Genomic DNA, 14,874 nt, shown 5'->3' with positions numbered 1-14,874 from the left:
GGAGCCTGCGACCACCAGATCTCCTTGTGGCACGCCTCGTACCCGGAGCCGTCTTGCTTGCACGCCCGCGTCCCGGCCTCGCAGATCCCGACGCCCTTCGTCCCAGGGGGGCCGGAGTAGCACGCGATCGCGTGCTCGGGCACGCGCGTGGAGCCTCCGCCTGTCCCGTCGCCGTCGTGGCGTCCGCCGGTGCGGCGTCCTCGAGGTCGTCGAGGCCGAGCACCAGCCCACGGCCGGATACGACCAGGATGCCGACACCGGCGAGCCAGCGGAGCGATGTGCGCATTCTCATGCGCGCCATCGTAGTGCGAAAAGCCTCAGCGCCTCTCGCGGGCCGTTGCGTCGAGACGACATCACCGCTCCGCCGATCGAGCGCGACAGGCGCCTTGACTTCGACGCTTCGCTCCTCCCCTCAGCGTGATCTCAGTTACGACGACGCGAGCCCACGAGAGCGACGCGACCACGCGGGCGGGCAAGATGGAAGGGCGCACCGCAATCTCACGCCGCCGCGCGGGACGCGTGTACACTCCGCCTCGTGCCGTCTGCGCCGCCCCGCGATCGCCTCCGGGCTCGCCTGTCGAAGAGATCCTCGCCGCCCCGACACCGCCCGTCACGTCCCGCAGGCTCCGCCTTGCTCGCCGCGCTGGTAGGGCTCACCGCGTGCTCCGTTCCGAACGACGGCGGCGCCAGCTCGGCGAAGAAGGCGGACGCCCCCGGCGCCCCCCCCATGACGGACGCCGCCGAGGGGACGGCTCCCGCCGCGGCTCCCGCGCTCATAACGCCGGCATCCGCCGGCAGCGCGCACGCCGGCGCGGCCATCTCGGGCGGCGCAGCGCCCGATGCCACGCCGACCGCGGTCAGCCCGGGCGTCGCCCCCGCGGAAGCGCCCCCGCTCGGCTCGACCGGCGTCCCGCCGCCCGCCCCCCCCGCCCCGCCGCCCGGCCCCTGCCCCGCCGACATGGCCCTCGTCGGCGGCTTCTGCATCGATCGCTACGAGGCGCACCTGGTCGTCGACGCCGGCGGGGAGCTCGCCGTCCACCCGCACTTCAAGCGCCCCGAGCCGGGCGTCCGCTACCTCGCCCGAAGCGCGGCCGGCGCCTTTCCGCAGGCGTACATCAGCCGCGTCGAGGCCAAGGCCGCCTGCGTCGCCGCCGGCAAGCGCCTCTGCACGCGGCGGGAATGGCAGCGCGCCTGCCGCGGCAACGGCGCCCACCGCTACCCCTACGGCCCACGCGGCGAGCGCGGGCGGTGCAACACCGGCAAACCCCACCTCCTGCGGGAGGTCTTCGGCGAGCACCCGCCGGGCGGGTGGAGCTACGAACGACACTTCAACAGCCCCGACCTCGACCAGAAACCCGGCTTCCTGGCGAGGAGCGGCGAACACGCCGGCTGCGCCAGCGAGCTCGGCGTCCACGACATGGTCGGGAACCTGCACGAGTGGGTCGGCGACATGGTCGATCGCGAGCTCGTGATGCGGATGAGCACCGAAGGCGTCGAGCGCCGCGATCAGCCGTGGCACGAGGGAAACGGCGTGTTCATGGGCGGCTTCTTCAGCACGACAAGCGAGCTCGGCCCCGGCTGCTACTTCACCACCATCGCCCACGAGCCGGCCTATCACGACTACTCCACGGGATTCCGCTGCTGCGACAGCGTCGAGCTGCCGGCCGCGCCGGCGGCGATCGACGCGAGCCAGCGAGACGGCGGCTGACGTCGCGGCCGGCCGCGACGCGCGGGCCGGCGCCGAGATCGCCCGGCGCCCGCTGGCCCCGGCGCCCGCTGGCCCCGGCGCCCGCTGGCCCCGGCGCCCGCTGGCCCCGGCGAGCTCGCCCGCGGCGGCGCCCCCAGCGACGCTGCGCCCCGGAGACGGCCGCGGCGTGCTTGTCGCGGTCGGCCGTCTCGGAGGATCGCCCGTCGATTCCTGCCCGCGCCAGGAACAGGGCGCCTCCCCCAGATGTCCTCCCCTCGCGATGAGCACGGGCGCAGCGACGACCACGGAAGACGCTCGCGCGATCACGAGGCTTCGCCCCCGCTACGGCCGGTGGGCCGCGGCAGCCGCGGCGCTGCTCCTCTCCGGCCTCGCGGCCGTCGCAGTCTGCATCAGCCAGCCCCTCGTGGCGACGCTCCCGCCGCCCGCTCCGGCGCTCTTCGCGGACCCCGCTCGCATGGAGCGCGACGTCCGGAGGCTCGTGGAGGAGTTCCGCCCGCGGGGCTACCGGCAAATCGAGCAGCTGGACCGCGCCGCGGCGTACCTCCGCGACGAGCTCAGCGCCGCCGGAGGACGCGTGACCGAGCAGCTCTACGATGTCGAGGGGCGGACGTACCGCAACGTGCTCGCCCGGTTCGGCCCGGACTCGCCGGCGCGCGTCGTGGTCGGCGCCCACTACGACGCGGCGGACGACTTGCCCGGCGCCGACGACAACGCGAGCGGCGTGGCAGGGCTGCTCGAGCTCGGGCGGATGCTCGGCCGGACGCCCCTCCGGGGCGAGGTCGAGCTCGTGGCGTTCACGCTGGAGGAGCCGCCCTATTTCCGGTCTGAGCACATGGGAAGCGCCCATCATGCCAATGCAATGCAAGCAGCAGGCGTGAAGGTCCGGGCGATGATCAGCCTGGAGATGATCGGGTATTTCACCGACGAGGAGGACAGTCAGGCATTCCCGCTGGCGCCGCTCGCCATGCTCTATCCCACGAAGGGGAACTTCGTGGCCGTGGTCGGCAACCTGGAAGGGTTCTCGCTCGTTCGCACCGTCAAGGGGGCGATGCGCGGCGCGACCGATCTACCCGCCTATTCCCTGAGCGCTCCGGCGCTCGTTCAGGGCGTGGACTGGTCCGACCACCGGAGCTACTGGGAAGCGGGTTATCCAGCGGTCATGATCACGGACACGGCGTTTCTGCGCAACCGGCGTTACCACACCGACAAGGACACGCCGGATACGCTCGACTATGCGCGCGCGGCAAAGGTCGTCACCGGCGTGGCGCAGGCCGTCCTCGCGCTCGCGAACGAGTGAGCGCGCTGCCGTCGCCACGCCTCACGCCGCGAACATCCGGTCGAGCACCGCCCTCGGCGCGCCGCCCTTCAGGGTCGCCTCGAGCGCCTCGAACACCCCCGCATCCACCTTCCGCGCCTTCGCGAACGCCACGACGCGCGGGATCAGCGGGATCGCCTCCACCCGCAGCCTGGCCTCCGCGACCGCCTCGTCGAGCGTCCGCCCGCGCGCGAGCGCCTTGCCGAGCACCACCTCGGGGCGGCCCTCGAGCCGGATCGAGGCGAGCAGGTCGCCGTAGCCGCCGAGCCCCAGCATCGTCCGCTCCTCCGCGCCCGCCGCGGCGGCGACGCGGGCCGCGCTGTCGACCGCCCTCGAGATCAGCGCGGCGAGCAACCCCGGCCCCGCGCCCGCCTGCTCGGCGAAGCCGACGCCGACGGCGAGGCAGCCGACAAGCGCCGACGCCCACTCCAGGCCCTGGAGATCCGGCGTCGTGTAGACGTGGAGCGCCTCCGACTGGAACGCCGCCGTCACCGCGGCGTGGACCTCCGGGAAGCGCGAGCCGCACACCATCGCCGAGGGACGACCCTCCCGGAGCTCGTCTTCCTGCACCGGGCCGCCCAGGGCACCCACCCGGCGCGCCGGGGTCTCCTCGCGCACCAGGTCCGAGACGGTCTTCAGCGCCTCACCCTCGAGGCCGCGCACGCCGTGGATCACGAGGTGCGAGCCGTCCATGTGATCGCCGAGCGCGCGCAGCGCCGTCCGCGCCGCGTTCGACGGCACCGCGATCACGAGCAGCCGCGCCCGGGCGACCTCCGCGTGGTCCCGCACGATCCGCGGGCCGCCTTTGATCTGCGGGTGCTCGCGGCGGGAGTACAGGAGGACCTCCGCGCCGGTGCGGCTCGCGGCGAGCGCCAGCGCCACGCCCCAGAAACCGCCGCCGATGACCCCCACCGAAGGCGCCGGAAGCGCGCTCCCCGGGGCGCTCACTGGCCACCCCCGGCGCCGTTCATCGAGCCCACGCGCGCGTCCGCCTCGCCCGCGCGGGACGAGGCCGGCGAGGACGACGAAACGGGCGAGGCCGAGCCCCGCGGCTCATCCAGCGGCGGCGGCGGCGAGGCGGGCTCGAGCGGCGGGAGCGGCGGCTGGACCTGCAGGCCGGAAGGGACGCCGGGCGGCGCAATCACGTCCCACGCCACCCCGTGGGCGGCGAGGCGGTTCTGGTAGTAAAAGAGCAGGTTGGTGTCGCAGAGCGCGATGCCGTCGGGCCGCGAGTCGAGCACCGGCGACGAGTGGTAACCCGCGAAGGCGCGCAGCGCGCGCTCGACGATGTCCCCACCCGAGCCGAGCCGGACGTCCTCGCCCAGCACGATGCACCCCCGCTGCTCGAGCGCGCGCAGCCGATCGCAGAGGGCCACCACGTCGGCCGCGAGGTCGTCGCGCGGCACCGTGAGCACGTCGCGCTGCCGGAGCACCGTGAAGAGATCCGCGGCGGGCGCCTGGCTGCGGAGCCGGGCGAAGCTCGCCGCCGCGACGACGTGCGTCGCCATCACGACCGTGTCGCGCGCGTACGCCCGGCAGATCTCCTCGCCGAGCTCGCGCGCGTACTGGGCGTCGCGCGCCGCGTCGATGACCGCCCTGCCGCCCTGATCCTTCACGTAGCTCGCCGGATCGACCTCGCGACCGCGGGCGTCGAACGAGCGGCCCAGCTCGTCGACCCGGTTGCCGAACGGATCGAGCGGCTCGGAGAAGCGGATGACCACCGCGGCGTTCATCGCGAGGAGCTTGCGCAGGAACGAGGCGATCCGGCCGATGCGGCTCGACTCGTCGTCCTCGATGATGAAGCGGCCCTTGCCGGCCTCGGAGAGGAAATCGGCGATCAGCGTCTCGGCCTCGAGCGTGATGAGGTAGTTGATCGTGGCCGGGACGAAGAAGACGCGGCGCTCGCGGCCGCTCTGCAGCGTCCGCGTGTAGGCCTCGAAGGCGCTGCCGACCAGGCCCAGCTTGAGCTTCCGCTCCACGCCGCCCGAGCGGGACCGCGTGCCGCCCGGGAAGAACAGCGAGTGGTAGCCGCGCTCCAGGAGCACGCCGGAGTACGTCTTCAGCACGTCCTTGTAGAGGTTGTGCCGGATGCGCCGGTCGACGCGGTAGGCGCCGAGGTTGTGCATGAAGAACGAGAGGACCGGGTTCGTGAACAGGTTCTTGCCGGCGCCGTACGTGGCGGGCGGCAGGCCGGCGCGCTCGAGGGCGTAGCCGAACACGATCGAGTCCATGTTCGACAGGTGGGTCGGGACGTAGACGGCCGTGCCACGCTGCACGAGCGAGCGGAGCTTCGCGAGCGGCCCCTCCACGAGCACCCGGTCGGCCAGGAGCTCGAGGCTGACGAGCTTGAGCGGGTCGCGGACCACCGTCATGAGCTTGCGCGGCGCGATCAGGGCGCTGACGACCGGCGGCAGGAGCCGCGACGACAGCTGGTAGACGCGCCGGTCGAAGTTCCCCGCGATGTCCCACGCGTACTCCTCCGAGAGCTCCCGCAGGCGGCGGCGGCGCTCGGCGTCGTGCATGCGGCCGAGCGAGCGGGCGAGCCGCTGCCACTCGGCGAGCTCGCGGACGTCCTGCGGCTTCCGGGACCCCTCGAGCCGCTTCGCCTCCTGATACGCCGCCTCGTTCATGGCGAGCAGCGGATCCCTCGTGGAGCCGACGACCCGGTCGACCACGGTGCGCACGATCTCGTCGCGCGCGTCGTTGAACCCGAAGATGGGAGCGCGGGAGTCCATAGGCCTAGTCGTATAGAAATCGGACGGCGGGCGCGAGCGGAATACGGCCGCGCGCGACGCCGAAAGTCAGCGGTAATCGTCCTTCGCGCGACGCACGGCGGCGAACACGTCGGACGGCGTGGCGCCCGGGAAGCGCGCCCTCAAACTCGGCTCACCACAGCGCAGGAACGGGTTCGTCGCGAGCTCGTCGGCCATCGTGCTCCCGACCGTGGGCTCGCCGCGCTCCCGTGCCGCACGGGCGGCAGCGAGCTTCTTGCGGACAGCCTCGTTCTCGGGCTCGACCGCCTCGGCGAAACGGAGGTTGTTCACGGTGTACTCATGACCGCAGAAGACGCGCGTCTGCGCCGGAAGCGCGGCGAGCTTGGAGAGCGAGGCGTGCATCACCTCCGGCGTCCCCTCGAACATGCGGCCACATCCGGCGATGAAGAGCGTGTCTCCGGTGAACACAACGTCCTCGACGCAATACGAGACGGCGCCGAGCGTGTGGCCGGGGACGTGCAACGGCTGGAGCGTGAGGCCGGCGACCTGGACCGGCGTGCCCTCCTCGACCCGCTCCGTCTGCGCGGGAACGCGCCCGACGTCGCTCGAGTGCGCATAGACCGGGAGGTCGCCGTAACGCTCGCGGAGCGCCTCGTTGCCGCCGACGTGATCGTGGTGGTGGTGCGTGTTGACGATGGCGACCAGACTGAGCTTCTCGCGCTCGAGCGCCGCGATGATCGGCTGGGCCTCCGAGGGATCGATGACGATCGCCTCGCGCCGCCCGTCCGCGGCCACGAGGTACGCGTAATTGTCGCTGAGGCAGGGCACGGGGAGGATGCGCATGAGGCGTCGACTATAGCGGCGCTCCCGGCGAGAGCCGGGGAAAAGGAGCGCGCAGCGCGCGTGGATCGCGCATGAGCTCGAGAAAGTTTGAGAATTTTGCGACCGAGCCGGCAAGTGATCCCGAGCGGGACGGCGGGCGGCCTGGCGGAGATCCGCGCGGTGACGCGGGCGCGATGGTGTGGCAGAGGGGCCGGCATGACGTCCGCCGAGCCCTCCGTCCGTTACCGCATCGGCGTCGATGAGAACGGGCTGGGCCCGCGGCTCGGTCCGATGGTGGTGACGGCGGTCCTCGCGCGCGTCACGGAGGCGGGCTGGCAGGTCGCCGGCCGCGCCCCTCGCGGCGCCCTCGCCCAGCGGCTCGGCGACTCGAAGCAGCTCGTGGCGCACGGGGATGTCTCGCTCGGCGAGGCCTGGGCTCGCGCGCTGGTCGCGCGCGGCTGCGGCCGCGCGGGGACGGCCAGCGGCGCGTCGTCGGTGGACGAGCTGCTCCACGCCGTCGCGCTCGACGATCGCCCCGCGCTCCGCGCGCTCTGCCCGGGCCACGTCGAGGAGCAGTGCTGGTCGGCGGAGGGCGAGGCGTTCACCGCGTCCGACGCGCTGCTCGGCGCGATCGGCAAGGACCTCGACAAGCTCTCGGAGAAGGGGGTCGAGGTCGTCGCCGTGCGCTCGGTGCTGCTCTGCGCGAAGCGGATGAACGACGGGGCGCGCGCCGGGAAGAACAGGTTCGTGCTCGATCTCCACGCGATGGAGCGCCTCGTCCTGGAGCTCCGCGGCCTCGCCGGCGCGGAGGTCTTCGCGGTGTGCGGCAAGGTCGGCGGCTTCGGCAAGTACGGCTCCGTGTTCGGCCCGCTCGCGGGGAGGATGCACGCCGTGCTCGAGGAGGGCCGCGCCCGCAGCGCCTACCGCTTCCCCGGCCTCGGCGAGATCGCGTTCGTCCGCGACAGCGACGCCTCGGATCTGTGCGTCGCGATGGCGTCGATGGTGGGCAAGTACGTCCGCGAGGCGCTCATGGAGCGGGTCGCGCGCCACTACCAGCGCGCGGTCCCGGGCCTGCACGGGGCGAGCGGCTATTACGATCCGGTCACGTCGGCGTTCATCGGAGCGACCCGCCTCGTCCGCCGCGCGCGCGAGATCCCCGCCGAGTGCTTCGAGCGGGGCGCCGGCGAGAGCGACGCCTCACTCGAGAGCGGCGGCCCGTAGCGCCGGGGCCGGCGCCGCGCGGGCCGCGCTCGCCGGGCGAAACCAGCGGCGCCGCGGGGCGTAGGAGGGTTAGGTGCGCTACCCTCGACAGGCCAGGTGGATGATGAAACGGCTCCGCGCTGCTGGTCTTCTCTTCGCGCTCGTCCTGATTGCGTGCGCCGCCGTGTTCGCGTGCTTTCGCGCTGGCGATGCAGGGAAGGCGAGCAAGGTGATTTTGGGGTCCAAGGAGGCTGTGACGATGTCGGACAGAAGCTATCGCAAACCGTCGGATGAGGAGCTGCGCAAGCAGCTCACGCCGCTCGCATACGAGGTGACCCAGCGCGACGCGACCGAGCCGCCGTTCCGCAACGCCTTCTGGGACAACCACGAGGCGGGCCTCTACGTGGATGTCGCGAGCGGCGAGCCGCTCTTCACGTCGCTCGACAAGTTCGACTCGGGCACCGGCTGGCCGAGCTTCACGCGCCCCGTCGAGCCGGAGCGCGTCGTGGAGCGCTCGGACAGGGGCCACGGGATGGTCCGAACGGAGGTGCGCTCCAAGGCAGGCAACTCGCACCTCGGGCACGTCTTCGAGGACGGGCCCGCGCCCGACGGGCTGCGCTATTGCATCAACTCCGCGTCCCTCCGGTTCATCCCGCTGGCTCGCCTCGAGGCGGAGGGTTACGGCGCCTATCGGGCGCTGTTCGAGGGCCGCGACGGCGCGCGTCGGGAGCAAGCGAGCGCGAACGCCTGCGCCGTGCCGGCGCCGGGGGAGGCGCCTGGGTGCCAGACGACGCTGGAGACGGCCGTCCTGGCGGGCGGCTGCTTCTGGGGGATGGAAGAGCTCCTCCGGCAGATCCCCGGTGTCCTCGAGACGGAGGTCGGTTATGCCGGCGGCCGGACGAAGGCGCCGACCTATGAAGACGTGAAGACCGGAGCGACGGGCCACGCCGAGTCGGTGCGCATCGTCTTCGATCCCGCGAAGCTGTCGTATGCCGAGCTGCTCGAGAAGTGGTTCTTCCGCATGCACGATCCGACGACGCAGAACCGCCAGGGCAACGACGTCGGGACGCAGTACCGCTCGGCGATCTTCGTCACGACGCCCGAGCAGCGCCGCATCGCCGAGGAGGTGAAGGCGCGCGTCGACAAGAGCGGCAAGTGGCGCGCCCCGCTCGTCACCGAGATCGTGGAGGCCGGGCCGTTCACGCGCGCCGAGGAGTACCACCAGAAGTACCTGGAGAAGTACCCCAGCGGGTACACGTGTCATTTCATGCGCGACTGATGAGTGCGGTGGCCCGCGCCGTCGACTCGATGGTCTCGTCGACGGCGCAGGCTGGTGATGCTCGAGAGCGGGCGGGTCAGCGATTGGCGATGTGGATCGCCGCGCCCATGGCGTGGGCGGCGGCTTCCATCAGCGACTCGCCGAGGGTCGGGTGGGGGTGGATCGTGAGCGAGAGATCCTCGAGGAAGGCCGCCATCTCGAGCGAGAGGGACGCCTCGCTGATCATGGTGCTGGCCTCCGGCCCGACGATGTGGACGCCGAGCACCTGCTTCGTCTTCTTGTCGGCGACGATCTTCACGAAGCCCTCGGTCTCGTTCATGGCCATGGCCTTGCCGAGCACCGAGAACGGGAACTTGCCGATGCTGACCTCGAGGCCCTTCGCCTTCGCCTCGGCCTCGGTGAGCCCCACCGTGGCGATCTCCGGATCGGTGAAGATCGCGCCCGGGATCGCGACCCAGTCCTTCTCGGCCTTGTGCCCCGCGATGACCTCGGCGGCGATCTCGCCCTCCTTCGTCGCCTTGTGCGCGAGCAGGGGCGGCCCGCTGACGTCGCCGATGGCGTAGATCGACGGCACGTTGGTGCGGCAGAACTTGTCCGTGGGGACGAACCCGCGCTGATCGACCGTCACGCCGACCTTCTCGAGGCCGAGCCCCTTGCTGCTCGGCCGCATGCCGACCGCGACGAGCACGGTGTCGACGACGATCGTCTGCTCCTTGCCGTCGGACTGGATCTTCACCCCGACCGAGCCGTCCTTCTGCTTCTCGTACCCGAGCGCCTTGGCGTTCTTGTGGATCGTGCCGCCGCGCTTCAGGATCTTGCGCTCGACGATCTTGGTGCAGTCGGGGTCGACGCCCGTGAGCAGCTCCGGCAGCGCCTCGACGACGATGAGCTCGGCGCCGAACGCCTGGTAGACCATGCCGAGCTCGAGGCCGATGACGCCGCCGCCGATCACCATCAGCCGCTTCGGGACGCGGCGCAGGCTGACCGCCTCCTTCGCGCCGATGATCGTGTCGCCGTCGAACTTGAACGTCGGGATCTCGATGGTCGTCGAGCCCGTCGCGATCACGATCGCCTTGGTCGCCTCGAACTGCTCCACCGAGCCGTCCGCCCGCGTCACGTCCACGCGCTTCGGCCCCACGACCGTGGCGGTGCCGTTCACCACGTCGGCGCCGTTGCCCTTGAGCAGCGACCCGACGCCGCCCGTGAGCTTCTTGACGATGCCTTCCTTCCAGTCCTGCATCTTGTTGGCGTCGAGCTCGACGCCGCTGACCTTGATGCCCATCGCGGCGCCGGCCTGCGACTTCTCGTAGAGGTGGGCGGCGGAGATCAACGCCTTGGAGGGGATACACCCCCAGTTGAGGCAGACGCCGCCGACGTTCTCCTTCTCGATGCAGAGCACCTTCTGCTTGAGCTGAGCGAGCCGGATGGCGCAGGGGTAACCGCCGGGGCCGGCTCCGATCACGATTGCGTCGTAGGTCTTCATCCTTGTCCTTTTGTGCGCTTCGAAGACTGGAACTAGGGGCGCCGGGGTTCATCAGGCAAGCCCCTCGCCGACAGCCCTGAGGCCGCGCCCGCGACCGCGAGCCGTCCCTGGGTGGCCCGGGGCTTACACGACCTCGCAGCGAGGGGAAATCCCTCCCCGAGGTCAGCGCCCGCCGCCGTGCGCCGGCGCTTTCGGGGAGCGCAGGAGCTCTGCGCGCTGGTCGCGCAGGTGCCAGGGCAGCTCCGCGTAGACGTCGTCGAACAGCGTCTCTCGGGCAGGCGGGCCCATCGCCTCGACCTCGGCGACGGCGGCGGCGATCTCGGCGTTGAGCTCCGCCTCGAGGGAGGACTCCGCGGCGTCGTCGAGGAGCCCGCGGCCGGCGAGGTGGCGCCCGAGGCGCAGCAGCGGGTCGCGCTGCGTCCAGCGATCGACCTCCTCCTGCGACCGGTAGCGGCTCGGGTCGTCGCTCGAGGAGTGCGCGCCGACGCGGTAGGTGAGCGCCTCGATGAAGCTGGGGCCGCCGCCGCCACGAGCCCGCGCGACCGCCTCGGAGACGGCGCGGTAGACGGCGACGACGTCATTGCCGTCGACCCGCACCGACGGGACGCCGTAGGCGCGCCCCTTGATGGCGATGGTCCTCGAGGCCGTCTGCCGGTCCGTCGGCACGCTGATGGCCCAGTGGTTGTTCTGGCAGATCATGACGCACGGCGCCTTGACGACCGCCGCGAAGTTCATCGCGCTGTGGAAATCGGGCTCGCTCGTCGCGCCGTCGCCCATGAACCCCACGACCACGGTGCTGTCGCGCCGCAGCTTCGCGGCCCACGCGGCGCCGACCGCCTGCGGGAGCTGCGGGCCGATGCAGCTCGACCAGGACACCTGGTTCACCTGCCGCCCGCTCATGTGCGACGGCATCTGGCGCCCCTGGAGGAGGTCGCCCGAGTTGCCGAACACCTGGGCCACATAGGTGCGGAGCGGGAAGCCGCGCACCAGCATCATCACGCTCTCGCGCAGCGCGGGGAAGATCCAGTCCGCGGGCTCGACCGCGAGCGCCGTGGCGATCGGCGTCGCCTCCTGGCCGGTGCACGCGCCGTAGAAGCCGACCCGCCCCTGCCGCTGGAGCAGGAGCATGCGCGCGTCGAGCAGCCTGAGCCGCTTGATCTCGCGGTACGCGCGCAGCAGCAGCGCGTCGCTCAGGCAAGGGTCGGTCGCGGGATCCAGGGATCCGTCGTCCCGGAGGACGCTGAGCAAGCCCTCGTCGGCCCCCTCCCCCGGTCGGGACGTGGGCGCGTGAGGTGGAGGGGCGTCGGCGGCGGACCTCGCGGAGGCGCCGGGCGGCGTGGCTTCCAGCTCGCTCATGACCGGACCATACCGCGAAATGACCGCGCTCGCGGCCCCTTCGGCCCGCGGGGACGCCCCTGCCGCCCCCGCGGCGCGCCTGGAGCGAAGCGGCTCACATCGCTCACGCCCGAGCTCAGCCGAGCAGGACGCGGAACATCCGCTTGCTGTCCGAGAGGTAGTAGTAAGCGGCGCGGTCCGCGTCGCCCATCAGATCGAGGATGGCGCGCTCCATCTGATCGGGGCTCAGCGTGTTGGACACTTCCCACGTGTCGGGCGTGACCTCGTCGCCCTGCCACGGTCCGGCGCAGAGCGCGACGAGGCGCGACCGGCTCGCCTCGTCGGCGATCGAGAAGGTGAGGATGTAGTCGTGGTTGACGAAGCCGCTATAGAGCTTGTTGTCACGCGGCATCGGATCCCTCCGGTGTCGTGGGCGCGATGCGCGGCGTCCTCACCGCGGGCCGGGCGGCAGCGGGGCGGCCGCGTCCTCGTCGTCGTCCTGCTCGGGGCGGCGCGCGCCGAGCGTGAAGACGTGCAGCAGGACGAGGCTCGCGCCGAGGAACACCTCCGACTTGCTCACGAGCTCGGCGCGGCGATGGACGCGCTCGAGCTCCATGCCGAGCTCCCCCTCGCCGCGGCGGACGCCCTCGCGGTGGAGCGCCGCGATGCGGGGGGTGAGCGCCAGGCCGACGTACGCGGCGCACCCGGCCAGCACCATGGCGACGACCCGGCGCACGCGCGCCGCGCGGCCGGCGCCGTGGCGGTACGCGGCCCAGGTGCGCGCGACCTCCGCGCCGAGGAGGATCACCGCGGCGCCGAGCGCGAATTGATCGAAGCGCGCGAACGCCGCGCTCATCGCGTCGCCGGAGAAGGGGGCCGGGGCGAGCCGGAAGACGAACGGGGCAGCGCAGGCGCCCAGCGCCACGATGCCGCCGACCCAGGCCCCCGCGGCGAGCGCGGCCACGCTCGCGGCCACGCGATCGATGAGGGAGCGGCGCGACGCGGCGCGCTCTTCGGGGCTCGGGGCGAGGTCCGCCTCGCTGAACTGGGCTTCATCGTTCATGCATCCACCTCGGAAGCGATGGCGGCGAGCGCCTCCTCGACGGCCCCCTGATCGGCCTTGCGCTCGTCTCCCCGCATCGCCGCGATCGCGGCGCGGGCGGCCGAGAGGCGGGCGCGACCGGCGGCCGCGACGGCGAGCGTGCGCTTGTGGCGGTCCCACGCGCCGAGCTCGGTGAGGATGTCGCGGATGGCCCGCTCGTGGCCCATCCGCGCGAGCGCGACGCGCGCGTGCCAGCGCAGCGGATCGCGGCCGAAGCCGAGCCTGAGCCCGAACGCGCGCCGCTCCAGGGCGCTCCGGGAAGCGGCGAGGCCGAGCTCGCCGCAGAGCTCGATGGCCGCGGCCTCGTCCTCGCGATCGACCCCGTCGAGCTTTCCTCCCACGATCTCGGCGAGCACGGGGTGGCCCACCGGATCGCCGAAGCGCGCGGTGACGACCGCCGCCGCCGCCCGGACGAGCGGGGACGCGTGGCCGAGCAGCGCGCGGGCCCGCTCCATGCCCGACGGAGGCAGCTCGCCGATGGACTCCCCCAGCTCCTCGAACATCCGCAGCGCGATGTGGCAGACGAGCGGGTCGTCGTCGTGGGTGGCCTGCATGACGGCCTCGATCGCGTCGGTCTGCTGGGCGCAGACGCGCGGGAACGCGATCACCGCCTGGAACCGCACCTCGGGCCGCTCGTCCGAGAGGGCGCGCCGGAGCCGGCCCGTGGCCCGCATGTCGCCGAGCTCACCGAGCGCCGTGATCGCCATCTGCCGGACGTAGGGATCCACGTCCTCGACGGCGAGGAGCAGGGCCGGGAGCGCCTCGACGGCCTTCGTGTCGGCGAGGGCGATGGCCGCCGCCGCGCGGACCGCCGCGTGCTCATCGACGCGGAGCGCGCCCTCGATCGCGCGCACGACCTGCTCCCGCGCCGTCGCGGCATACGGGACGAGGTCGTTCACGGCCTCCGCGCGCACGGCGGGCTTCTGCGAAGCGACGTCGCGCAGCGCAGCCTCGAGCGTCCTTTTCGCGGGGGCCGGTCCGAACACGCGGCCAACGCTAGCACGGTCGATGCGCAAAGCCGGACCGCACCGAGCGGCGCTCAGCCGCCGCCCGAGCCGCCAGCGCCGCCCGAGCCGCCAGCGCCGCCCGAGCCGCCAGCGCCGCCCGAGCCACCACCTTCGCCGCCCGAGCCGCCTTCGCCCTCCGAGCCGCCGGCGCCTCCCGCGCCACCCGACCCTCCAGCGCCGCCGGCGCCTCCTGCGCCCGAGGCATCCGGCGTGTAGGGGGTCCACTCGCCCGGTTGCTCAGGAGCGGCCTTGCACACCCCAGGCTCGCTCTCGGCGCCGCCCGGCGGCTCGCTCGACGCAGACGGCGGGTTCGGCAGGCAAGCCCTCGAGCCGTCCGGCCTGGCGTCGACGATCGCGGCGTTGCGCTCGCCCGGCGCTATCCCCGCGGCCTCCTGGATGTTGCCCAGCGCGACGCACGAGTAGCCGCTGCGGCAGTCGTCGTCCTCATCGCAGGTGGCCATGCAGAACGTGCGCTCGAAGCGCGGCCAGCGGACGTTCTCGAGCTCGCTGCACGCCGGATCGATCACCGGGTTGAACGCGACACAGACGCTGCTCCCGGAGCAGCCGTCCGGCTCGCAGTTGAAGACCGTGCAGTAGCCGCCAGGCTGCGTCCCATCGCAGAGGAGCTGCTGCTCTGCCTGCAAGCAATCGAGCGACGAGGTGCACGGATCGCCGATCTGGGGACCACATCCTGCGAGCAGCGAGGATGCGCCAAGGACGACGAGCAGGAGGGCGGGCTCGGTGAGGCGGAGCATCGAGGAGGCCGCTTAGTACCGGCAGGGGCGCCCGCGCGCAAGCGCAGGCCCGCGACGCCCACGACACCGTGCCGGAACCGGCGCCCGCTTCCGCCCGAATTGACACCCTGCGGTCAGGCCTCTACAAACGAGCGGACCGGGGTGACCCCGGAGA

13 protein-coding genes are annotated in these 14,874 nt (G+C 72.5%); 4 read left to right on the top strand and 9 right to left on the bottom strand.

Translation table 11 applies throughout. The features are described from left to right. Positions 1 to 631: 631 nt before the first annotated feature. Complete coding sequence (locus ACSRUE_RS08540; RefSeq protein WP_441290581.1) at positions 632 to 1,708, top strand: SUMF1/EgtB/PvdO family nonheme iron enzyme; 1,077 nt, start codon at positions 632 to 634, stop codon at positions 1,706 to 1,708. A 259-nt stretch (positions 1,709 to 1,967) separates the two neighbouring features. After that, positions 1,968 to 3,005 carry a M28 family peptidase gene (locus ACSRUE_RS08535; RefSeq protein WP_441290580.1) on the top strand — a complete coding sequence of 346 codons (1,038 nt, stop codon included), beginning with the start codon at positions 1,968 to 1,970 and terminating at the stop codon, positions 3,003 to 3,005. A 21-nt stretch (positions 3,006 to 3,026) separates the two neighbouring features. On the opposite strand, the gene ACSRUE_RS08530 is transcribed toward ACSRUE_RS08535, so the two are convergent. The 3 genes from ACSRUE_RS08530 to gloB all read right to left on the bottom strand — a co-directional run bounded on the left by ACSRUE_RS08530 (position 3,027) and on the right by gloB (position 6,580). Beyond that, a complete protein-coding gene (locus ACSRUE_RS08530; protein ID WP_437763629.1) occupies positions 3,027 to 3,971 on the bottom strand; it encodes an NAD(P)-binding domain-containing protein in 945 nt (314 codons plus the stop codon). Beyond that, complete coding sequence (locus tag ACSRUE_RS08525; protein WP_441290579.1) at positions 3,968 to 5,758, bottom strand: 1-acyl-sn-glycerol-3-phosphate acyltransferase; 1,791 nt, start codon at positions 5,756 to 5,758, stop codon at positions 3,968 to 3,970. Before ACSRUE_RS08525 ends, ACSRUE_RS08530 begins: the two co-directional genes overlap by 4 nt. Before the next feature lie 66 nt (positions 5,759 to 5,824). Next, a complete protein-coding gene (gene gloB / locus ACSRUE_RS08520) occupies positions 5,825 to 6,580 on the bottom strand; it encodes a hydroxyacylglutathione hydrolase (RefSeq protein ID WP_441290578.1) in 756 nt (251 codons plus the stop codon). Between the two features lie 195 nt (positions 6,581 to 6,775). Here gloB and ACSRUE_RS08515 point away from each other — a divergent pair, with 195 nt between their 5' ends. Both ACSRUE_RS08515 and ACSRUE_RS08510 read left to right on the top strand, forming a co-directional pair. Beyond that, positions 6,776 to 7,780 carry a hypothetical protein gene (locus ACSRUE_RS08515; RefSeq protein ID WP_441290577.1) on the top strand — a complete coding sequence of 335 codons (1,005 nt, stop codon included), beginning with the start codon at positions 6,776 to 6,778 and terminating at the stop codon, positions 7,778 to 7,780. Between the two features lie 103 nt (positions 7,781 to 7,883). Then, positions 7,884 to 9,038 carry a bifunctional methionine sulfoxide reductase B/A protein gene (locus tag ACSRUE_RS08510; RefSeq protein WP_437769950.1) on the top strand — a complete coding sequence of 385 codons (1,155 nt, stop codon included), beginning with the start codon at positions 7,884 to 7,886 and terminating at the stop codon, positions 9,036 to 9,038. A 76-nt stretch (positions 9,039 to 9,114) separates the two neighbouring features. Here the strand turns inward: ACSRUE_RS08510 and lpdA are convergent, their stop codons facing one another. The 6 genes from lpdA to ACSRUE_RS08480 form a co-directional block, all read right to left on the bottom strand. Next, positions 9,115 to 10,521 carry a dihydrolipoyl dehydrogenase gene (lpdA, locus tag ACSRUE_RS08505; RefSeq protein ID WP_441290576.1) on the bottom strand — a complete coding sequence of 469 codons (1,407 nt, stop codon included), beginning with the start codon at positions 10,519 to 10,521 and terminating at the stop codon, positions 9,115 to 9,117. Positions 10,522 to 10,683: 162 nt separating this feature from the next. Further along, entirely contained in the window at positions 10,684 to 11,877 is a 1,194-nt protein-coding gene (locus tag ACSRUE_RS08500) for a thiamine pyrophosphate-dependent dehydrogenase E1 component subunit alpha (protein ID WP_441290575.1), read from the bottom strand. Positions 11,878 to 11,992: 115 nt separating this feature from the next. Next, positions 11,993 to 12,268 (bottom strand): hypothetical protein, encoded by a 276-nt coding sequence (locus ACSRUE_RS08495; RefSeq protein ID WP_437295821.1) that lies wholly within the window; start codon positions 12,266 to 12,268, stop codon positions 11,993 to 11,995. A 39-nt stretch (positions 12,269 to 12,307) separates the two neighbouring features. Further along, on the bottom strand, positions 12,308 to 12,919 hold the full coding sequence (locus ACSRUE_RS08490; RefSeq protein ID WP_437763623.1) for a DUF4149 domain-containing protein: 612 nt from the start codon (positions 12,917 to 12,919) through the stop codon (positions 12,308 to 12,310). After that, positions 12,916 to 13,944, bottom strand: coding sequence for a HEAT repeat domain-containing protein (locus ACSRUE_RS08485; protein ID WP_441290574.1), 1,029 nt, complete (start codon positions 13,942 to 13,944; stop codon positions 12,916 to 12,918). The genes ACSRUE_RS08490 and ACSRUE_RS08485 overlap by 4 nt, the downstream gene beginning before the upstream one ends. Positions 13,945 to 13,997: 53 nt before the next feature. Then, positions 13,998 to 14,720: a hypothetical protein gene (locus ACSRUE_RS08480; RefSeq protein ID WP_441290573.1), complete on the bottom strand. Its 723-nt coding sequence runs from the start codon at positions 14,718 to 14,720 to the stop codon at positions 13,998 to 14,000. Positions 14,721 to 14,874 lie beyond the last annotated feature (154 nt).

This window comes from Sorangium sp. KYC3313, assembly GCF_052075895.1.
Classification (GTDB): Bacteria; Myxococcota_A; Polyangia; order Polyangiales; family Polyangiaceae; genus Sorangium; species Sorangium cellulosum_B.
This window is presented reverse-complemented; position numbering and strand designations above follow the sequence as displayed.

Excerpts from the sequence above, each read along its gene's own strand:
- ACSRUE_RS08535 (WP_441290580.1), top strand. The coding sequence starts at position 1,968 with ATGAGCACGGGCGCAGCGACGACCACGGAAGACGCTCGCGCGATCACG.
- ACSRUE_RS08525 (WP_441290579.1), bottom strand. The coding sequence starts at position 5,758 with ATGGACTCCCGCGCTCCCATCTTCGGGTTCAACGACGCGCGCGACGAG.
- gloB (WP_441290578.1), bottom strand. The coding sequence starts at position 6,580 with ATGCGCATCCTCCCCGTGCCCTGCCTCAGCGACAATTACGCGTACCTC.
- ACSRUE_RS08515 (WP_441290577.1), top strand. The coding sequence starts at position 6,776 with ATGACGTCCGCCGAGCCCTCCGTCCGTTACCGCATCGGCGTCGATGAG.
- ACSRUE_RS08510 (WP_437769950.1), top strand. The coding sequence starts at position 7,884 with ATGAAACGGCTCCGCGCTGCTGGTCTTCTCTTCGCGCTCGTCCTGATT.
- lpdA (WP_441290576.1), bottom strand. The coding sequence starts at position 10,521 with ATGAAGACCTACGACGCAATCGTGATCGGAGCCGGCCCCGGCGGTTAC.
- ACSRUE_RS08500 (WP_441290575.1), bottom strand. The coding sequence starts at position 11,877 with ATGAGCGAGCTGGAAGCCACGCCGCCCGGCGCCTCCGCGAGGTCCGCC.
- ACSRUE_RS08495 (WP_437295821.1), bottom strand. The coding sequence starts at position 12,268 with ATGCCGCGTGACAACAAGCTCTATAGCGGCTTCGTCAACCACGACTAC.
- ACSRUE_RS08490 (WP_437763623.1), bottom strand. The coding sequence starts at position 12,919 with ATGAACGATGAAGCCCAGTTCAGCGAGGCGGACCTCGCCCCGAGCCCC.
- ACSRUE_RS08480 (WP_441290573.1), bottom strand. The coding sequence starts at position 14,720 with ATGCTCCGCCTCACCGAGCCCGCCCTCCTGCTCGTCGTCCTTGGCGCA.